This is a genomic window from Streptomyces sp. NPDC058864 (assembly GCF_042742985.1).
Taxonomy (GTDB): domain Bacteria; phylum Actinomycetota; class Actinomycetes; order Streptomycetales; family Streptomycetaceae; genus Actinacidiphila.
The window spans coordinates 1-15,457 of record NZ_JBHYMQ010000065.1 but is presented as its reverse complement, the minus strand read 5'-3'; the positions used below and the strand labels follow the sequence as shown (position 1 = coordinate 15,457).

General features: G+C 71.7%; 16 protein-coding genes. 13 read left to right on the top strand and 3 right to left on the bottom strand.

The window, feature by feature from the left end; all coding sequences use genetic code 11:
- Positions 1-114: 114 nt before the first annotated feature.
- The 9 genes from atpB to ACFW3D_RS33380 all read left to right on the top strand — a co-directional run bounded on the left by atpB (position 115) and on the right by ACFW3D_RS33380 (position 7,744).
- On the top strand, positions 115-945 hold the full coding sequence (gene atpB, locus ACFW3D_RS33420; RefSeq protein WP_026251816.1) for a F0F1 ATP synthase subunit A: 831 nt from the start codon (positions 115-117) through the stop codon (positions 943-945).
- Between the two features lie 78 nt (positions 946-1,023).
- Positions 1,024-1,266, top strand: a complete 243-nt coding sequence (gene atpE, locus ACFW3D_RS33415) for an ATP synthase F0 subunit C (RefSeq protein ID WP_018563527.1) — start codon at positions 1,024-1,026, stop codon at positions 1,264-1,266.
- 44 nt (positions 1,267-1,310) lie between these two features.
- On the top strand, positions 1,311-1,856 hold the full coding sequence (locus ACFW3D_RS33410; protein ID WP_499602484.1) for a F0F1 ATP synthase subunit B: 546 nt from the start codon (positions 1,311-1,313) through the stop codon (positions 1,854-1,856).
- Complete coding sequence (locus ACFW3D_RS33405) at positions 1,853-2,668, top strand: F0F1 ATP synthase subunit delta (RefSeq protein WP_500510732.1); 816 nt, start codon at positions 1,853-1,855, stop codon at positions 2,666-2,668. Before ACFW3D_RS33410 ends, ACFW3D_RS33405 begins: the two co-directional genes overlap by 4 nt.
- Before the next feature lie 89 nt (positions 2,669-2,757).
- The gene (atpA, locus tag ACFW3D_RS33400; RefSeq protein ID WP_499602481.1) at positions 2,758-4,329 is read left to right on the top strand and encodes a F0F1 ATP synthase subunit alpha; all 1,572 of its coding nucleotides are present in this window, start codon (positions 2,758-2,760) and stop codon (positions 4,327-4,329) included.
- 2 nt (positions 4,330-4,331) lie between these two features.
- Positions 4,332-5,249: a F0F1 ATP synthase subunit gamma gene (locus ACFW3D_RS33395; protein WP_500510730.1), complete on the top strand. Its 918-nt coding sequence runs from the start codon at positions 4,332-4,334 to the stop codon at positions 5,247-5,249.
- 2 nt (positions 5,250-5,251) lie between these two features.
- Positions 5,252-6,694, top strand: coding sequence for a F0F1 ATP synthase subunit beta (gene atpD / locus ACFW3D_RS33390; RefSeq protein WP_500510728.1), 1,443 nt, complete (start codon positions 5,252-5,254; stop codon positions 6,692-6,694).
- Positions 6,695-6,817: 123 nt separating this feature from the next.
- Positions 6,818-7,198, top strand: a complete 381-nt coding sequence (locus ACFW3D_RS33385; protein ID WP_354797621.1) for a F0F1 ATP synthase subunit epsilon — start codon at positions 6,818-6,820, stop codon at positions 7,196-7,198.
- A 99-nt stretch (positions 7,199-7,297) separates the two neighbouring features.
- Positions 7,298-7,744: a DUF2550 domain-containing protein gene (locus ACFW3D_RS33380; protein WP_500510726.1), complete on the top strand. Its 447-nt coding sequence runs from the start codon at positions 7,298-7,300 to the stop codon at positions 7,742-7,744.
- Between the two features lie 111 nt (positions 7,745-7,855).
- Here the strand turns inward: ACFW3D_RS33380 and ACFW3D_RS33375 are convergent, their stop codons facing one another.
- Both ACFW3D_RS33375 and ACFW3D_RS33370 read right to left on the bottom strand, forming a co-directional pair.
- The gene (locus tag ACFW3D_RS33375) at positions 7,856-8,506 is read right to left on the bottom strand and encodes a response regulator (protein ID WP_500510723.1); all 651 of its coding nucleotides are present in this window, start codon (positions 8,504-8,506) and stop codon (positions 7,856-7,858) included.
- Positions 8,503-9,705: a sensor histidine kinase gene (locus tag ACFW3D_RS33370; RefSeq protein WP_500510721.1), complete on the bottom strand. Its 1,203-nt coding sequence runs from the start codon at positions 9,703-9,705 to the stop codon at positions 8,503-8,505. Before ACFW3D_RS33370 ends, ACFW3D_RS33375 begins: the two co-directional genes overlap by 4 nt.
- A gap of 135 nt (positions 9,706-9,840) precedes the next feature.
- Here ACFW3D_RS33370 and ACFW3D_RS33365 point away from each other — a divergent pair, with 135 nt between their 5' ends.
- Complete coding sequence (locus ACFW3D_RS33365; protein ID WP_500510718.1) at positions 9,841-10,392, top strand: hypothetical protein; 552 nt, start codon at positions 9,841-9,843, stop codon at positions 10,390-10,392.
- A 10-nt stretch (positions 10,393-10,402) separates the two neighbouring features.
- Here the strand turns inward: ACFW3D_RS33365 and ACFW3D_RS33360 are convergent, their stop codons facing one another.
- Entirely contained in the window at positions 10,403-10,975 is a 573-nt protein-coding gene (locus ACFW3D_RS33360) for a cob(I)yrinic acid a,c-diamide adenosyltransferase (RefSeq protein ID WP_500510715.1), read from the bottom strand.
- Between the two features lie 241 nt (positions 10,976-11,216).
- Between ACFW3D_RS33360 and ACFW3D_RS33355 the strand changes: the two genes are divergently transcribed.
- From ACFW3D_RS33355 to ACFW3D_RS33345, 3 genes are all read left to right on the top strand, one after another.
- Positions 11,217-12,065, top strand: coding sequence for a 3-hydroxyacyl-CoA dehydrogenase family protein (locus ACFW3D_RS33355; protein WP_500510713.1), 849 nt, complete (start codon positions 11,217-11,219; stop codon positions 12,063-12,065).
- Between the two features lie 190 nt (positions 12,066-12,255).
- Complete coding sequence (locus tag ACFW3D_RS33350) at positions 12,256-12,579, top strand: STAS domain-containing protein (protein WP_018563514.1); 324 nt, start codon at positions 12,256-12,258, stop codon at positions 12,577-12,579.
- A 242-nt stretch (positions 12,580-12,821) separates the two neighbouring features.
- The gene (locus tag ACFW3D_RS33345) at positions 12,822-15,416 is read left to right on the top strand and encodes an ATP-binding protein (RefSeq protein WP_500510711.1); all 2,595 of its coding nucleotides are present in this window, start codon (positions 12,822-12,824) and stop codon (positions 15,414-15,416) included.
- Positions 15,417-15,457 lie beyond the last annotated feature (41 nt).

The following is a 15,457-nucleotide window of genomic DNA, read 5'->3' as shown; positions in this document are numbered from 1 at the left end:
AGCCCTTCGGCTCAGCGCCCACCCGCCGCCCCCACATCCGTAAGACCAGTCCAGTGCCGTTCCGTGGCCGTGCGCCGCGCCGACACGTAGAGGTTGCCGTACCTATGCGCCACGCTGAAGGAGCTCTCGGTGAGTGATGTAACGACGCTCGCCTTCGAGACGAACTGCCACATCTTCGACGGGTGCGGCTTCCCGGCCCCCGGCCTGCACTCCTTCCTCTTCAAGCCGCTGATCGGCGACGGGGACAGCAGCGTCTACTTCAACAAGACGATGCTGCTGGCGCTGCTCGGCAGCATCGTGATCGTCGGTTTCTTCTGGGCTGCCTTCGCCAAGCCGAAGATCGTCCCGGGCAAGCTGCAGATGGTCGCCGAGGCCGGCTACGACTTCGTCCGCCGCGGCATCGTCTACGAGACGATCGGCAAGCGGGACGGCGAGAAGTACGTGCCCTTCATGGTCGCGTTGTTCTTCTTCGTCTGGATCATGAACCTCTGGTCGATCGTCCCGATCGCCCAGTTCCCCGTGACGGCGATCATCAGCTACCCGGCCGCGCTCGCCGCGATCGTGTACATCACGTGGATGTCGCTGACCTTCAAGAAGCACGGCTTCGTCGGGGGCTGGAAGAACATCACGGGCTACGACAAGAACCTCGGCGCGGTGCTGCCGATGGTCGTCGGCCTGGAGTTCCTCTCCAACGTGATCGTCCGGCCGTTCACCCACGCGGTGCGACTGTTCGCCAACATGTTCGCGGGTCACGTCCTGCTGCTGCTGTTCACCATCGCCAGCTGGTACCTGCTCAACGGGATCGGCATCGCCTACGCCAGCGTCTCGTTCGTGATGGTCATCGTCATGACCGCCTTCGAGCTCTTCATCCAGGCCGTCCAGGCGTACGTCTTCGTGCTGCTGGCCTGCTCCTACGTCCAGGGCGCGCTCGCCGAGCACCACTGAGCACCCGCACGACGCACAGCCCCCCGATTGTCCGGTGGCCAACCCCCACCGGTCCGTGAAAGAGAAGGAAGAAACAGCATGTCCGCTGTGAACCTCGCCGCCACCCAGATCCTCGGCAACCTGGGCTCCATCGGCTACGGCCTCGCGGCCATCGGCCCCGGCGTCGGCATCGGCATCATCTTCGGCAACGGTACGCAGGCCCTCGCCCGCCAGCCCGAGGCCGCCGGTCTGATCCGCGCCAACCAGATCCTCGGCTTCGCCTTCTGTGAGGCGCTCGCGCTGATCGGTCTGGTCATGCCGTTCGTCTACCCGACCTCCTGAGTCCGGGCTGACGAGACCAACCCCTTTCGACGGAAGGCACTGATGTGAACGCCCTGGCACAGCTGGCGGCCGAGGAGGCGGAGAACCCCCTCATCCCGCCGATCCCAGAGCTCGTCATCGGTCTCATCGCCTTCGCCATCGTCTTCTTCTTCCTCGCCAAGAAGCTGCTCCCGAACATCAACAAGGTTCTGGACGAGCGTCGCGAGGCCATCGAGGGCGGCATGGAGAAGGCCGAGGCCGCACAGGCCGAGGCTCAGCGGACCCTCGAGGAGTACAAGCAGTCGCTCGCCGAGGCCCGCCACGAGGCCGCTCGTCTGCGCCAGGAGGCGCAGGAGCAGGGCGCCGCGCTCATCGCCGAGATGCGTGCGGAAGGCCAGCGGCAGCGCGAGGAGATCATCGCGGCCGGTCACGCCCAGATCGAGGCCGACCGCCGGTCCGCCGCGCACGCCCTGCGCCAGGACGTCGGCAAGCTCGCCACCGACCTGGCCGGCAAGATCGTCGGTGAGTCCCTCGAGGACACCGCCCGCCAGAGCCGCGTGATCGACCGCTTCCTCGACGAGCTCGAGGAGAAGGCCGAGGCCGCGCGATGAACGGAGCGAGCCGCGAGGCACTGGCCACCGCGCGCGAGCGCCTCGACGCACTGACGGACAGCACGTCCGTCGACGCGGCGAAGCTCGCCGAGGAGCTGGCCGCCGTCACGGGGCTGCTCGACCGCGAGGGTTCGCTGCGCCGGGCCTTGACCGACCCGGCCCAGCCGGGCGAGGCCAAGGCGGGCCTGGCGCAGGCGGTCCTCGGCGGGCAGATCGGCGACGAGACGTCCGACCTGGTCTCGGGCATGGTCCGCAGCCGCTGGTCGCAGTCGCGTGATCTGGCCGACGCGCTGGAGGAGCTGTCCTACAGCGCCGACCTGATCGCCGCGGAGCGTGCGGGTCACCTCGACGGTGTCGAGGACGAGCTGTTCCGCTTCGGCCGCATCGTCTCCGGCAGCAGCGAGCTGCGGGCGGCGCTGACCGACCGCGCCGCGGGCACCCAGGCCAAGACGGCACTGCTGCACTCGCTGCTCGACGGGCGGGTCGACCAGGTCACCGAGCGGATCGTGGTCCGTCTCGTGACCCAGCCGCGAGGCCGTAGCCTGGAGGCAGGGATCGACGCCCTGTCCAAGCTGGCGGCGACGCGCCGTGACCGCACGGTCGCGGTCGTGGTCTCGGCGGTACCGCTGAGCGACCGGCAGAAGCAGCGCCTCGGTGCCGCGCTGGCCACGATCTACGGCCGGCAGGTGCACCTGAACCTGGACGTGGACCCCGCGGTCCGCGGCGGCATCTCGGTTCGGGTCGGCGACGAGGTCATCGACGGGACCATCGCGGACCGCCTCGAAGAGGCGAGCCGGCGGATGGCCGGCTGAACCAGCCACCAACTCAAAGAGCAGTACCAGCGGCCCGAGTTGGGCCGTAGCGAATACTTCGGGCCCAACAAGGAGAGCAGGGAACCCAGATGGCGGAGCTCACGATCCGGCCGGAGGAGATCCGGGACGCGCTGGAGAACTTTGTCCAGTCGTACCAGCCGGACGCGGCCTCGCGCGAGGAGGTCGGAACGGTCAGCCTGGCCGGCGACGGTATCGCGAAGGTCGAGGGTCTGCCCTCGGCCATGGCGAACGAGTTGCTGAAGTTCGAGGACGGCACCCTCGGTCTCGCCCTCAACCTCGAGGAGCGCGAGATCGGTGCGATCGTCCTCGGCGAGTTCAGCGGCATCGAGGAGGGCCAGCCGGTGCGCCGCACCGGTGAGGTGCTCTCCGTCGCGGTCGGCGAGGGATACCTGGGTCGCGTCGTCGACCCGCTCGGCAACCCGATCGACGGCCTCGGCGAGATTGAGACCGACGGCCGCCGCGCCCTGGAGCTCCAGGCTCCCGGCGTCATGGCCCGTAAGTCCGTGCACGAGCCGATGCAGACCGGCCTCAAGGCCGTCGACGCGATGACCCCGATCGGCCGCGGTCAGCGCCAGCTGATCATCGGCGACCGCCAGACCGGCAAGACCGCCCTGGCGATCGACACGATCATCAACCAGCGCGACAACTGGCGTTCCGGCGACCCGAAGAAGCAGGTCCGCTGCATCTACGTCGCCATCGGCCAGAAGGGCTCCACCATCGCGGGCGTGCGCGCCTCGCTGGAGGAGGCAGGCGCCCTGGAGTACACGACGATCGTCGCGGCTCCGGCGTCCGACCCGGCCGGCTTCAAGTACCTCGCCCCGTACACCGGCTCGGCCATCGGCCAGCACTGGATGTACCAGGGCAAGCACGTCCTGATCGTCTTCGACGACCTGAGCAAGCAGGCCGACGCCTACCGCGCCGTCTCCCTGCTGCTGCGCCGCCCGCCGGGCCGTGAGGCCTACCCGGGTGACGTCTTCTACCTGCACTCCCGTCTGCTGGAGCGTTGCGCCAAGCTCTCCGACGAGCTGGGTGCCGGCTCGATGACCGGTCTGCCGGTCGTCGAGACCAAGGCCAACGACGTGTCGGCGTTCATCCCGACCAACGTCATCTCCATCACCGACGGCCAGTGCTTCCTGGAGTCCGACCTGTTCAACGCGGGCCAGCGCCCGGCGCTGAACGTCGGTATCTCGGTCTCCCGAGTCGGTGGCTCGGCGCAGATCAAGGCCATGAAGTCGGTCGCCGGCCGACTGCGCGTGGACCTCGCCCAGTACCGCGAGCTGGAGGCGTTCGCCGCCTTCGGTTCCGACCTGGACGCGGCCTCCAAGGCGCAGCTGGAGCGCGGCAAGCGCATGGTCGAGCTGCTGAAGCAGGGCCAGTACGCGCCGTTCCCGATCGAGGACCAGGTCGTCTCCATCTGGGCCGGCACCACCGGCAAGCTGGACGACGTACCCGTAGAGGACATCCGCCGCTTCGAGCGCGAGCTGCTGGACTACCTCCGCCGCGAGAAGAAGGACCTGCTGCTGAGCATCGCCGAGACCGGCAAGCTCGGCGACGACACCGTCGAGGCCCTGACCGACGCGGTCGCGGAGTTCAAGAAGCAGTTCGAGACCTCGGACGGCAAGCTGCTGGGTGAGGGCTGAGCATGGGCGCCCAGCTTCGGGTATACAAGCGCCGCATCAAGACAGTCACCGCGACGAAGAAGATCACGAAGGCGATGGAGATGATCTCCGCGTCCCGGATCGTCAAGGCCCAGCGCCAGGTCGCGGCATCGTCCCCGTACGCCGATGAGCTCACCCGAGCGGTGGCGGCGGTCGCGACCGGTTCCAACACGAACCACCCGCTGACCACCGAGGCCGAGAACCCGACCCGCGCCGCGGTGCTGCTCGTCACGAGCGACCGCGGTCTGGCCGGCGGCTACTCGTCCAACGCGATCAAGGCTGCCGACCGGCTCACCGAGCGGCTGCGCGCGGAGGGCAAGGAGGTCGTGCACTACATCATCGGCCGCAAGGGCGTGGCGTACTACGGCTTCCGCGAGCGTCCGATCGCCGGTTCGTGGACCGGGTTCACCGACAAGCCGGTGTACGCGGACGCCAAGTCGGTGGCCGACCCGCTGATCGACCAGGTCCTCAAGGACACGGCCGAGGGCGGCGTCGACGAACTGCACATCGTCTTCACGGAGTTCGTGTCGATGCTGACGCAGGCGCCGGTGGAGAGGCGGCTGCTGCCGCTGTCCCTGGACGACGCCACCGGTGGCGAGGCGCGCAAGGAGGGGGAGATCCTCCCCCTGTACGACTTCGAGCCGTCGGCGGAGGGCGTCCTGGACGCGCTGCTGCCGCGGTACGTCGAGAGCCGGATCTTCAACGCGCTGCTGCAGGGTGCCGCTTCCGAGCACGCCGCCCGCCGCCGCGCGATGAAGTCCGCGACCGACAACGCCGAGGAGCTCATCAAGACGCTCACGCGGCTTGCCAACCAGGCCCGCCAGGCCGAAATCACCCAGGAAATCAGCGAGATCGTCGGTGGCTCCAGCGCCCTGGCCGACGCGTCTGCGGGGAGTGACTAAACATGACCACCACTGTTGAGACGGCCGCTGCCACGGGCCGCGTCGCCCGGGTCATCGGCCCGGTCGTCGACGTGGAGTTCCCCGTCGACGCCATGCCGGAGATCTACAACGCCCTCCACGTCGAGGTCGCCGACCCGGCCGAGGACGGCAAGAAGAAGACGCTGACCCTCGAGGTCGCCCAGCACCTGGGTGACGGCCTGGTCCGCGCCATCTCCATGCAGCCCACCGACGGTCTGGTCCGCCAGGCCGTGGTGACCGACACGGGCACGGGCATCACCGTCCCGGTCGGCGACTTCACCAAGGGCAAGGTGTTCAACACCCTCGGCGAGGTGCTGAACGTCCCCGAGGAGAACGCCAACGTCGGCGAGCGCTGGACGATCCACCGCAAGGCCCCGAAGTTCGAGGACCTCGAGTCCAAGACCGAGATGTTCGAGACCGGCCTGAAGGTCGTCGACCTGCTGACCCCGTACGTCAAGGGCGGCAAGATCGGTCTGTTCGGTGGCGCCGGTGTCGGCAAGACCGTCCTCATCCAGGAAATGATCATGCGTGTGGCGAAGCTGCACGAGGGCGTTTCCGTGTTCGCCGGCGTCGGCGAGCGCACCCGTGAGGGCAACGACCTCATCCAGGAGATGGAGGAGTCCGGCGTTCTCGACAAGACCGCGCTGGTCTTCGGCCAGATGGACGAGCCCCCGGGCACCCGTCTGCGCGTGGCCCTGGCCGGTCTGACCATGGCGGAGTACTTCCGCGATGTGCAGAAGCAGGACGTGCTGTTCTTCATCGACAACATCTTCCGCTTCACCCAGGCCGGCTCCGAGGTCTCCACGCTGCTCGGCCGCATGCCCTCCGCGGTGGGTTACCAGCCGAACCTCGCGGACGAGATGGGCCTCCTCCAGGAGCGCATCACCTCGACCCGTGGTCACTCGATCACCTCGATGCAGGCGATCTACGTCCCCGCGGACGACCTGACCGACCCGGCGCCGGCGACCACCTTCGCCCACCTGGACGCGACGACCGTTCTGTCCCGTCCGATCTCGGAGAAGGGCATCTACCCGGCGGTGGACCCGCTGGACTCGACGTCCCGCATCCTGGACCCCCGCTACATCGCGGCGGACCACTACGAGTGCGCCATGCGCGTCAAGGGGATCCTGCAGAAGTACAAGGACCTCCAGGACATCATCGCGATCCTCGGTATCGACGAGCTGGGCGAGGAGGACAAGCTCACCGTCCACCGCGCCCGCCGCATCGAGCGCTTCCTGTCGCAGAACACCCACGCGGCGAAGCAGTTCACCGGTATCGACGGCTCCGACGTCCCGCTGGACGAGTCGATCTCCGCGTTCAACGCCATCGCCGACGGTAAGTACGACCACTTCCCTGAGCAGGCGTTCTTCATGTGCGGTGGCATCGAGGACCTCGAGCGCAACGCCCGCGAGCTCGGCGTCAGCTGACGCCCGTCGCCCGACGGCTCACCGTGGCAGGGGGCGGACCCTGTGTCCGCCCCCTTGCCGCACCCCCGTTATCCTTTGTTTTATGCACCCGCCGGACGGCGGCGGGTGCCGACCCGAGGAGCCATCTTGGCTGAGCTGCACGTCGAGCTGGTCGCAGCGGACCGCAAAGTCTGGTCCGGCGCGGCCACACTTGTCGTCGCACGCACCGAGTCCGGCGACATCGGCGTCATGCCGAACCACGAGCCGCTGCTGGGCGTGCTCCAGTCCGGTCCGGTGACGATCCGCACCGGCGAGGGCGGCACCGTCGTCGCGGCGGTGCACGGCGGCTTCATCTCGTTCGCGGACAACAAGCTCTCGGTGCTGGCGGAGATCGCCGAGCTCGCCGAGGAGATCGACGTCCAGCGTGCGGAGCGGGCCCTGGAGCGTGCGAAGGCCGACGCCGACGCCGCCGGTGAGCGCCGGGCCGAGGTCCGGCTGATCGCCGCCACCAGCGGGTCGCGCTGAGCACCCGGCCCACCGGGCCATGAGCCGCGGGAGGCCCGTGAGGGTGTCCCGCGGCTGCAGTATCACCATTCGTGACACGGAGCGAGGAGGTCGGTGGGCGTGATCCTCGCTTTTCAGGTGTGCGGGGCCCTGGTGGCGGTGGCGCTGCTGGGGCTGTTCGTCTTCGGGCTGCGGCGCCGGCTGATCCAGCGGCCCGGCGGTACGTTCGACTGCAGCCTGCGGATGCCGCCCACCGGTGCCGGCGAACCCTCCGGCAAGGGCTGGGCCTACGGCGTGGCCCGCTACAGCGGTGACCGGATCGAGTGGTTCCGGGTCTTCTCCTACGCCCCCCGGCCGCGCCGGGTGCTGGAACGCTCCGCCATCGAGGTGCTGCACCGCCGCCTCCCGGAGGGCCAGGAGGAGCTGGCGCTCCTCTCCGACGCCGTCATCCTGGTCTGCGAGCACCGCGGAACCCGTCTGGAACTCGCCATGAGCGACGACGCCCTCACCGGCTTCCTCGCCTGGCTCGAGGCCGCCCCTCCGGGCCAGAGGGTCAACGTGGCTTAGCAGGCTGTTCGGGGCTCCCCGCTGGCTGGGGGTGCCCCCGGACGAAGTCTGGGGGAGGGTCAACGTGGCTTGGCGGCTGCCGCCCGACGGCCCTGTCCGGTCCGGCCGCTCCTATGGCCGCCCCGGCAGTCCCAGTTCCTGGGCGAGCACTGCCGCCTGCACGCGACTGCGCAGCTCCAGCTTCGCCAGCATGCGGCTGACGTGCGTCTTCGCCGTGGCCTCCGCCATCTCCAGCCGCGCCGCGATCTCCGCGTTGGACAGGCCCTCGCCCACGCAGACCAGCACCTCCCGCTCCCGCGGCGTCAGCGGGCCGAGGACGGCACGGTCGGCGGCCGGCCGCGGCCTCGGACGGGCGAACTCGCCGATCAGCCGGCGGGTCACCGCGGGCGCGATCATCCCCTCGCCGCGGGCCACCAGCCGTACGCCCTCGATCAGCTGGTCCGCCTCGGTGTCCTTGAGCAGGAATCCGGCGGCGCCCGCGCGCAGCGCCCCGAAGACGTAATCGTCCAGGTCGAACGTGGTGAGGACGAGCACGTCGGCCAGGCCCTCCGCGACGATCTCCCGGGTCGCGGACACCCCGTCCAGCCGGGGCATCTGGAGGTCCATGAGGATCACGTCCGGGCGCAGCTCGCGGGCGACGCGGACCGCGGCCTCCCCGTCGGCGGCCTCGCCGACCACCTCGATGTCGGGCACCGAGCGCAGGATCAGCACCAGCCCTGCCCGTACCGCGGACTGGTCCTCGGCGACGACCACCCGGATCATGCGTTCCCCTCCATGGGCAGTACCGCCCGTACCCGCCATGTCGTGCCCTCCCGGCCCGCCTCGAAGGTGCCGCCCAGCAGTTCGGTGCGTTCGCGCATCCCGATCAGGCCGCTGCCGGAGCCGGGGGCCCGGGGCCCGGGCCGGAGCCCCGTGCCGCCGCTGCGGCAGGGGCTCGCCACGGTCACGGTCAGCGCCTTGCCGTCCTGCTCCAGCATGACGGGCACCTCACCCGGCGACGCGTGCTTGAGGACGTTGGTCAAGGACTCCTGCACGATCCGGTACGCCGCCAGTTCCACCGGTGCGGGCAGCGAACCGCCGCCCTGGGGGCGTTCGTCGCGCAGCACGAAGGCCGAGTGCGGGGCCGCCGCGCGCATCTGCTCCAGGAGCGCGTCCAGACCTGCCAGCCGCGGGACGGGGGCAGGCTCCCCGTCCTCGCCCGCCGAGTCGCGCAGCAGCCCGATCAGCCGGCGCATCTCGGACAGGCCCTCCACGCTGTTCTGCCGGATCACCGCCAGCGCCTCGCGGGCCGGGCCCTCGTGGCGGTCCAGCGACAGCGCGGCGGTGGAGTGGACGGCGATCGCGGAGAGGTGGCCCGCCACCATGTCGTGCAGTTCGCGGGCCATCCGGGCCCGCTCACGGCCCACCGCCTCCCGGCGGTCCAGCTCCGAGAGGAGCGCGGTCTGCTCCGCGCGCAGCCGTTCGTGCGCGGCCTCGTCGCGGTGCCGCCGTACGATCACCCCCGTCGAGGCGGGGGCCACCGAGACCAGGGCGCCGACCACGCCGATCAGCAGGGACTCGGCGACCGGGTGCACCGCCACGGCGGTGGCCGTGAGCGCGGCCGTGCTGAGCACGCTCGCGACCGGAACCACCCGGCTCAGCCGTTTCGGCCCGTACAGGACGGCGGCGTACACGAGGTCGGTGAACATCAGCACGGTCACCAGCAGCGAACCGATCACGAAGTCCGCGCAGAAGGTGAGCACGCCGACGACGACGGCGAGGCGGGGCGCGGTCCTGCGCAGCAGTTCGCATCCGGCCATGGTCACCAGCGGGAGCAGCGGCAGCCAGGGGCGGCCGCCCGCCGGATGGTTCCCGGAGTAGGTGTACAGCCCGAACGCCCACATCGTGAGCCCGCCCGCGAGCCCCGCCACGGCGATCAGCACGTCGTCGCGGTGCGGGCGCCGGGCGGCGGTGGTCGTCATGGGCCCATCCCAGCACGCGGCACGGACGGGGCGCCTCGGCCGGGGGTCGGAGCCGGTACGTACACCGAAGGATGCAGCCGGGTCTCATCAGCGCCGACGACGCGCCCCGCGGCGGCGGTGGGTGAGCCTTGCGGCATGTTGGTGACCCTGATCATCGGGTGCGAGATCGCCTTCTGGGTGCTGCTCGGCGCCGGGCTCGCGGTGCGCTACCTGCTGCGCCGGCCCCGGGCGGGCGCGGCCCTGCTGGTGTGCGTGCCCCTGGTGGACCTGGTGCTGCTGGCCGCCGCCGTGGCCGACCTCCGCGACGGCGGCACCGCCGCCGCGCGGCACGGTCTGGCCGCCGCGTACGTCGGCTTCTCGGCCGGCTACGGCCACTCCGTCGTCCGCTGGGCCGATGCCCGGTTCGCGCACCGCTTCGCGGGCGGCCCGAAGCCGCCGACGGCGCCGAAGTACGGCAGGGCCCGGGCCGTGCACGAGTGGCGGCTGCTGGGCCGTACCGCGGTGTCCGCGGCCGTCACCGCCGCCCTGCTGCAGTCGGCCGTCCTGCTCGTCGCGGACGCCGGACGCACGGCGGCCCTGGCGGAGTGGCAGGTGCGGATGGCGGCGGCGGCCGGGATCCACGCCGTCGTCGCGGCGAGCTACACGCTGTGGCCCAAGCGGGAACCAGCCGCCCGGCCGCGTGCCTGAGCGGGGGCGGTCAGCGGTTCTCGCCGGGTACCCACAGCACGTCGCCGACCTCCTTGTTGGCGGTACGGGCCAGGATGAACAGCAGGTCGGACAGCCGGTTGAGGTAGGTGGCGGTGAGCGGGTTCATCGTCTCGCCGTGCTCCTCCAGCGCGGTCCAGGTGGAACGCTCGGCGCGGCGGACGACCGTGCACGCCTGGTGGAGCAGCGCGGCGCCCGGGGTGCCGCCCGGCAGGATGAAGCTGCGCAGCTTCTCCAGCTCCTCCAGGAAGCGGTCGCAGTCCGCCTCCAGCCGGTCCACGTAGGACTGCTCGACGCGCAGCGGCGGGTACTTGGGGTCCTGGACCACGGGTGTCGCGAGGTCGGCGCCGACGTCGAAGAGGTCGTTCTGGACCCGTACGAGGACGGTCGCGACGTCCTGCGGGAGCGCGCCGAGCGCGAGCGCCACACCGATCGCCGCGTTCGCCTCGTTGGCGTCCGCGTAGGCCGAGATGCGGCTGTCGGTCTTGGCGGTGCGGCTCATGTCGCCGAGGGCGGTGGTGCCGTCGTCCCCGGTCCGCGTGTAGATGCGCGTCAGATTGACCATGTGTCGAGCGTAGTCAGGCCGCGCCTGGGGCGCGCCCCGTGGCGGGCCGGCGGCGGGGGCGACGGAAGCAGACTCGCGGGGCGGTCCCGGTCAAACTGGACGCGGTGCGGCAGCAACTGGGCGCCGGGGCCCTCAACTGTGCGACGAAGGACACAGGGTGACCCGCCTCTCTTCCTGCTGCGCTCCGCTGTGAACCGACGTTAAGGTCCCGGCAACAGCATCGAGAAGATTGGTGTGTGCCGTGGCGAAGAAGCTCGCCGTCATCGGAGCCGGCCTGATGGGCTCCGGCATCGCGCAGGTGTCCGCACAGGCGGGTTACGAGGTCGTCCTGCGTGACATCACGGACGAGGCGCTGGCCCGGGGCAAGGGCGGGATCGAGGCGTCCTACGGGAAGTTCGTCGCCAAGGGCAGGCTCGCCGCCGAGGACGCGGCCGCCGCGCTCGCGCGCATCACCACCACCACCGACCTGGACGCGGCCGCCGACGCCGACATCGTCGTCGAGGCCGTCTTCGAGAAGATCGAGGTCAAGCAGGAGATCTTCCGCGCCCTCGACAAGATCGCCAAGGCGGACGCGGTACTGGCCTCCAACACCTCGGCCATTCCGATCACCAAGATCGCGGCGGTGACGGAGCGCCCGGAGAGCGTGGTCGGCACCCACTTCTTCTCGCCGGTGCCGCTCATGCAGCTGTGCGAGCTGGTCCGCGGGTACAAGACCGGCGACGCGACCCTGGTGCGCGCCAAGGCCTTCGCGGAGGAGATCGGCAAGACGACGATCGTCGTCAACCGGGACGTCGCCGGCTTCGTCACCACCCGGCTGATCGCGGCGCTGGTCGTCGAGGCCACCAAGCTCTACGAGTCGGGCGTCGCCACGGCCGAGGACATCGACGTCGCCTGCAAGCTCGGTTTCGGCCACGCGATGGGCCCGCTGGCGACCGCCGACCTCACCGGCGTCGACATCCTGCTGCACGCCGCCGACAACATCTACACCGAATCCCAGGACGAGAAGTTCGCCCCGCCGGAGCTCATGCGGCGCATGGTGGACGCGGGCGCGCTCGGCCGCAAGAGCGGCGAGGGCTTCTACCGGTACTGACGGAGCGTCAATCCAAAGGGCCCGGTCCGGTGCGGATGACCGGCGGGCTGGGCCCCTCGGACCCCTCCTGTCACTCGCAAGGGTGAATTCGGTATCGGTTCGCTCACAGACGGCAACCTCTTCGTACGACGGACCGTCAGTTACGTAGAACCACGGCAGTTCCCACCCATTCACTCCACGGGGAGGCGTAATGCACATCAGGGGCGATCACGCCGAGCTGGTCGTCGGGGGCCGCCTCGACGTCCGCACCGCGGCGGACGCCCGCAAGGTCCTGCACAGCGCGGTGGACGGCGGCCACGGCGACCTCGTGCTCGACCTGACCGAACTCGACTCGTGGGACGCGACGGGCCTGGGGGTCATCATGGGGGCGCACCGCCGCTGCGGCCGGGCGGACCGGCGGCTCGTCCTGCGGGGCGTGCCCGCGCAGATGCAGCGGCTGCTGGTGGCCACGAGGCTGCACCGCATCCTGGTCATCGAGGGGGGAATCGCGGCAGAAGCACTGCCGCGGACCTAGCGCACCCACCGGGCGCGCCGCCACGGAAGCGGCAACCCCGGACAGATTCGGACGCAAGGGCGGCATGGGCGCCCTGGGCTTCGCACATACTGTGGGAAGGTTTAGGGTTCGGTTCCGGCGTGCCTCAACCCCGTACGCCGAGGAGGGGAGCCGGACCGGTCCAACGGCGGAACCGCGGGCCCGGTGGGGCCCCGCTGCGACGCACATGGGGGCGGAGACTAATGGACCCACACGGACCCGACATGACCGGTGACGAGTACGGCGCACAACAGGACTCCACGAACCTCGCCGACGCGAAGCCGGCCGTCGGCGCGGAGGACGGCACCCTGCCGACCCCGCGCGTCGGCCGGCCGCCACGCGACCCGCTCGCCCTCGAGGTCGGGGCGGGCACGGCGGACGGCGACGCGCCACGCGTCGTCGAACTCGTCGTGGGCGACTGCAAGCTGACCCTCAACCCCGTCGACGGCAGCGAGGTCAGCTCCCTCGCCCCCGGCGACCTGCCCAGCCCCGTACGGCGCGCGGCACAGGAGCGCGCGGCGCTCACCGCCGCCGCCCGGCCGTCGGTGCCGCCGGGGCCCCGCGCACCCGAGCTCCCGCTGCTGGAGCGGGAGGAGGAGCGCGAGCGCCTGGTGCGGCTGCTCTCCCGGGGCCGCTCGGTACGCGTGACCGGGCCCTCCGGCGCCGGGCGCAGCGTGCTGCTCGAAGCGGTCGCGCAGGCCTGCGAGGACCTCGCCCCCGACGGTGTGATCCGCATCTCCGGCTACCGGCGGACCCCCAGCGACCTGCTGCAGGAGCTGTTCGGCACCGTCTACGACACCGAGGACTACCGCCCCGACCGCAGCCGGCTGCTGGAGCTGCTGCGCGAGGTCGGCGCCGTCGTCGTCCTGGACGACCTGGAGTTCGGCGGCGCCTCCCTGGAGGAACTGCTCGCGGCGGCGCCCGAGTGCGCCTTCGTGATGTCGGCCACGCCCGACGTGCCGGCCCCCGCCTCCGACTCCCTGGTCGAGGAGGTCTTCCTCCCCGGACTGACCCGGGTCGCCTGCCTGGAGCTGCTGGAGCTCTCCGCGGGCCGCCCGCTGGAGGAGGAGGAGACCGCCTGGGCGGCCGACCTGTGGTTCGAGTCCGAGGGCCTGCCGCTGCGCTTCGTCCAGGCCGGTGCGCTGCTGCGGCAGCGTGACGCCGTGGGGGCGGAGATCCTCGCGGCGGACGAGTCGGTGTGGGGCGATGTGCCGGCCGCGGACGGACTCCCGGTCGACGCGCCCTTCGACGCCGAACCGGGCGTGCCGGCCGCGCACGTGCCGCTGCCCTCGCTCGCCGAGAGCGCCGCGCCCGCCGCCCTGCTCGCCTCCCGCCTCGGTACCTCGGCCCAGGAGGCGCTGCGCTTCGCGGTGGCCCTGGGCGGCGAGTGCCCGCACCAGTCGCACCTGCCGGCGCTCGTCGGCGACACCCACGGCGACGCCGCGCTCGGCGAGATCGTGGCCGTCGGTCTCGCCGTGCCCGTCGCCGCGCACCACCGCCTCGCGGCGGGCGTGGGCCGGCAACTGGCCCTCGTGGACGGACTGGCCGCCGAGGCCGCAGCCGAGGGCTCCCCGCAGTCGCTGGCCGCCGCCCAGCACTACGCCTGGTGGGCCGGGCACCCCTCGGTCACCCCGCGGCGCGTCGCCGCCGAGGCGGAGGCCATCCTGGCCGCCCTGGGCGCGGCCCGCGACGGCGGACACACGAGCGCCGCGGTGCTCCTGGCCCGTACGGTGGCGCCCGTCCTCGCCGCAGCCATGCACTGGAGCGCGTGGGAGCGCGCGCTGCGCGTCGGCCAGGAGGCCGCCCGGCTCGGCGGGGAGGTGGGCGAGGAGGCGTACTTCCTCCACGAACTCGGCGTCCTGGCGCTGTGCCTGGGCAACCTGGACCGGGCCCGCAGCGAGCTCGAGGCCTCGATAGCCCTGCGCGGCGCCCTCGCGGACCGCCAGGGCACCACGGTGGGGCGCCGTACCCTCGCGCTCGTCGTGGACCGGGCGGGCGGTCCTGTGCCCGGCGCGGGCCTCGTGGGCATCGAGACCCCGGCGACGGGCACCGACATGTCCGAGGCGCCGACGACGATCATCGGCAGGCGCCTGGCCGCGGCGGCCACCGCCCCGCGCCGGATCGCCCTCACCGGCTCCCGCCGCAACCTCGTCGCCGCCGGCGCGGGCGCCCTGCTGGCGGCCGTGCTCGGCACCGTCGTCACCCTCGGCACGACGGCCTCCGGCGGCGACCAGAACACCCCCATGAACGTGAAGCCGGTGGAGTCGGCCCAGGAGGACAACGCGGACGACGGCCTCCCTGCCGAGGACATCCCGAGCCCCGGCTCGAGCCAGCGGCCCAGACCCTCCGCGAGCGGCAGCGACGCCGTGACGACGCCGGGCGCTCCGGCCGCCGGCACCGGTGGCGGTACCGGGTCCGTGTCCGGAGGCGACTCCGGCGGTACCGACGGCACCGGCGGCGGGGCCGGCGGCGGCTCCTCGACGGGCGGTGGCTCGGCCGGCGCCGGTGGTTCGGGCGGTGGTTCGCACGGCGGCAGCACGCACGGGGGAGGCACCACGACCGGCGGCCAGACCGGCAGCCAGACGGGCGGCCAGACCGGAGGAACGGGCGATCCGACCGGCGGCAGTCCGTCCGGATCGCCGTCGACGACGCCGACCGGCACGGGGAGTCCCACGCCCACCCCGACCGACACGGGCGCCGACGGCAGCACCGGTGACGGCGGCACCTCGGCCAGCGCGAGCGCGCCCGAGACTTCCGCCACCGGTACCGATCTGCCCGGAGCTCCCGGCGCTCCCGGCGACTCCGGCACGATCGCCTGAGCGACTCCCGTCACGGCGCGGCCGCGGTGGTCTGCCACCGC

Excerpts from the sequence above, each read along its gene's own strand:
- atpE (WP_018563527.1), top strand. The coding sequence starts at position 1,024 with ATGTCCGCTGTGAACCTCGCCGCCACCCAGATCCTCGGCAACCTGGGC.
- ACFW3D_RS33405 (WP_500510732.1), top strand. The coding sequence starts at position 1,853 with ATGAACGGAGCGAGCCGCGAGGCACTGGCCACCGCGCGCGAGCGCCTC.
- atpA (WP_499602481.1), top strand. The coding sequence starts at position 2,758 with ATGGCGGAGCTCACGATCCGGCCGGAGGAGATCCGGGACGCGCTGGAG.
- ACFW3D_RS33395 (WP_500510730.1), top strand. The coding sequence starts at position 4,332 with ATGGGCGCCCAGCTTCGGGTATACAAGCGCCGCATCAAGACAGTCACC.
- atpD (WP_500510728.1), top strand. The coding sequence starts at position 5,252 with ATGACCACCACTGTTGAGACGGCCGCTGCCACGGGCCGCGTCGCCCGG.
- ACFW3D_RS33375 (WP_500510723.1), bottom strand. The coding sequence starts at position 8,506 with ATGATCCGGGTGGTCGTCGCCGAGGACCAGTCCGCGGTACGGGCAGGG.
- ACFW3D_RS33370 (WP_500510721.1), bottom strand. The coding sequence starts at position 9,705 with ATGACGACCACCGCCGCCCGGCGCCCGCACCGCGACGACGTGCTGATC.
- ACFW3D_RS33365 (WP_500510718.1), top strand. The coding sequence starts at position 9,841 with ATGTTGGTGACCCTGATCATCGGGTGCGAGATCGCCTTCTGGGTGCTG.
- ACFW3D_RS33360 (WP_500510715.1), bottom strand. The coding sequence starts at position 10,975 with ATGGTCAATCTGACGCGCATCTACACGCGGACCGGGGACGACGGCACC.
- ACFW3D_RS33350 (WP_018563514.1), top strand. The coding sequence starts at position 12,256 with ATGCACATCAGGGGCGATCACGCCGAGCTGGTCGTCGGGGGCCGCCTC.
- ACFW3D_RS33345 (WP_500510711.1), top strand. The coding sequence starts at position 12,822 with ATGACCGGTGACGAGTACGGCGCACAACAGGACTCCACGAACCTCGCC.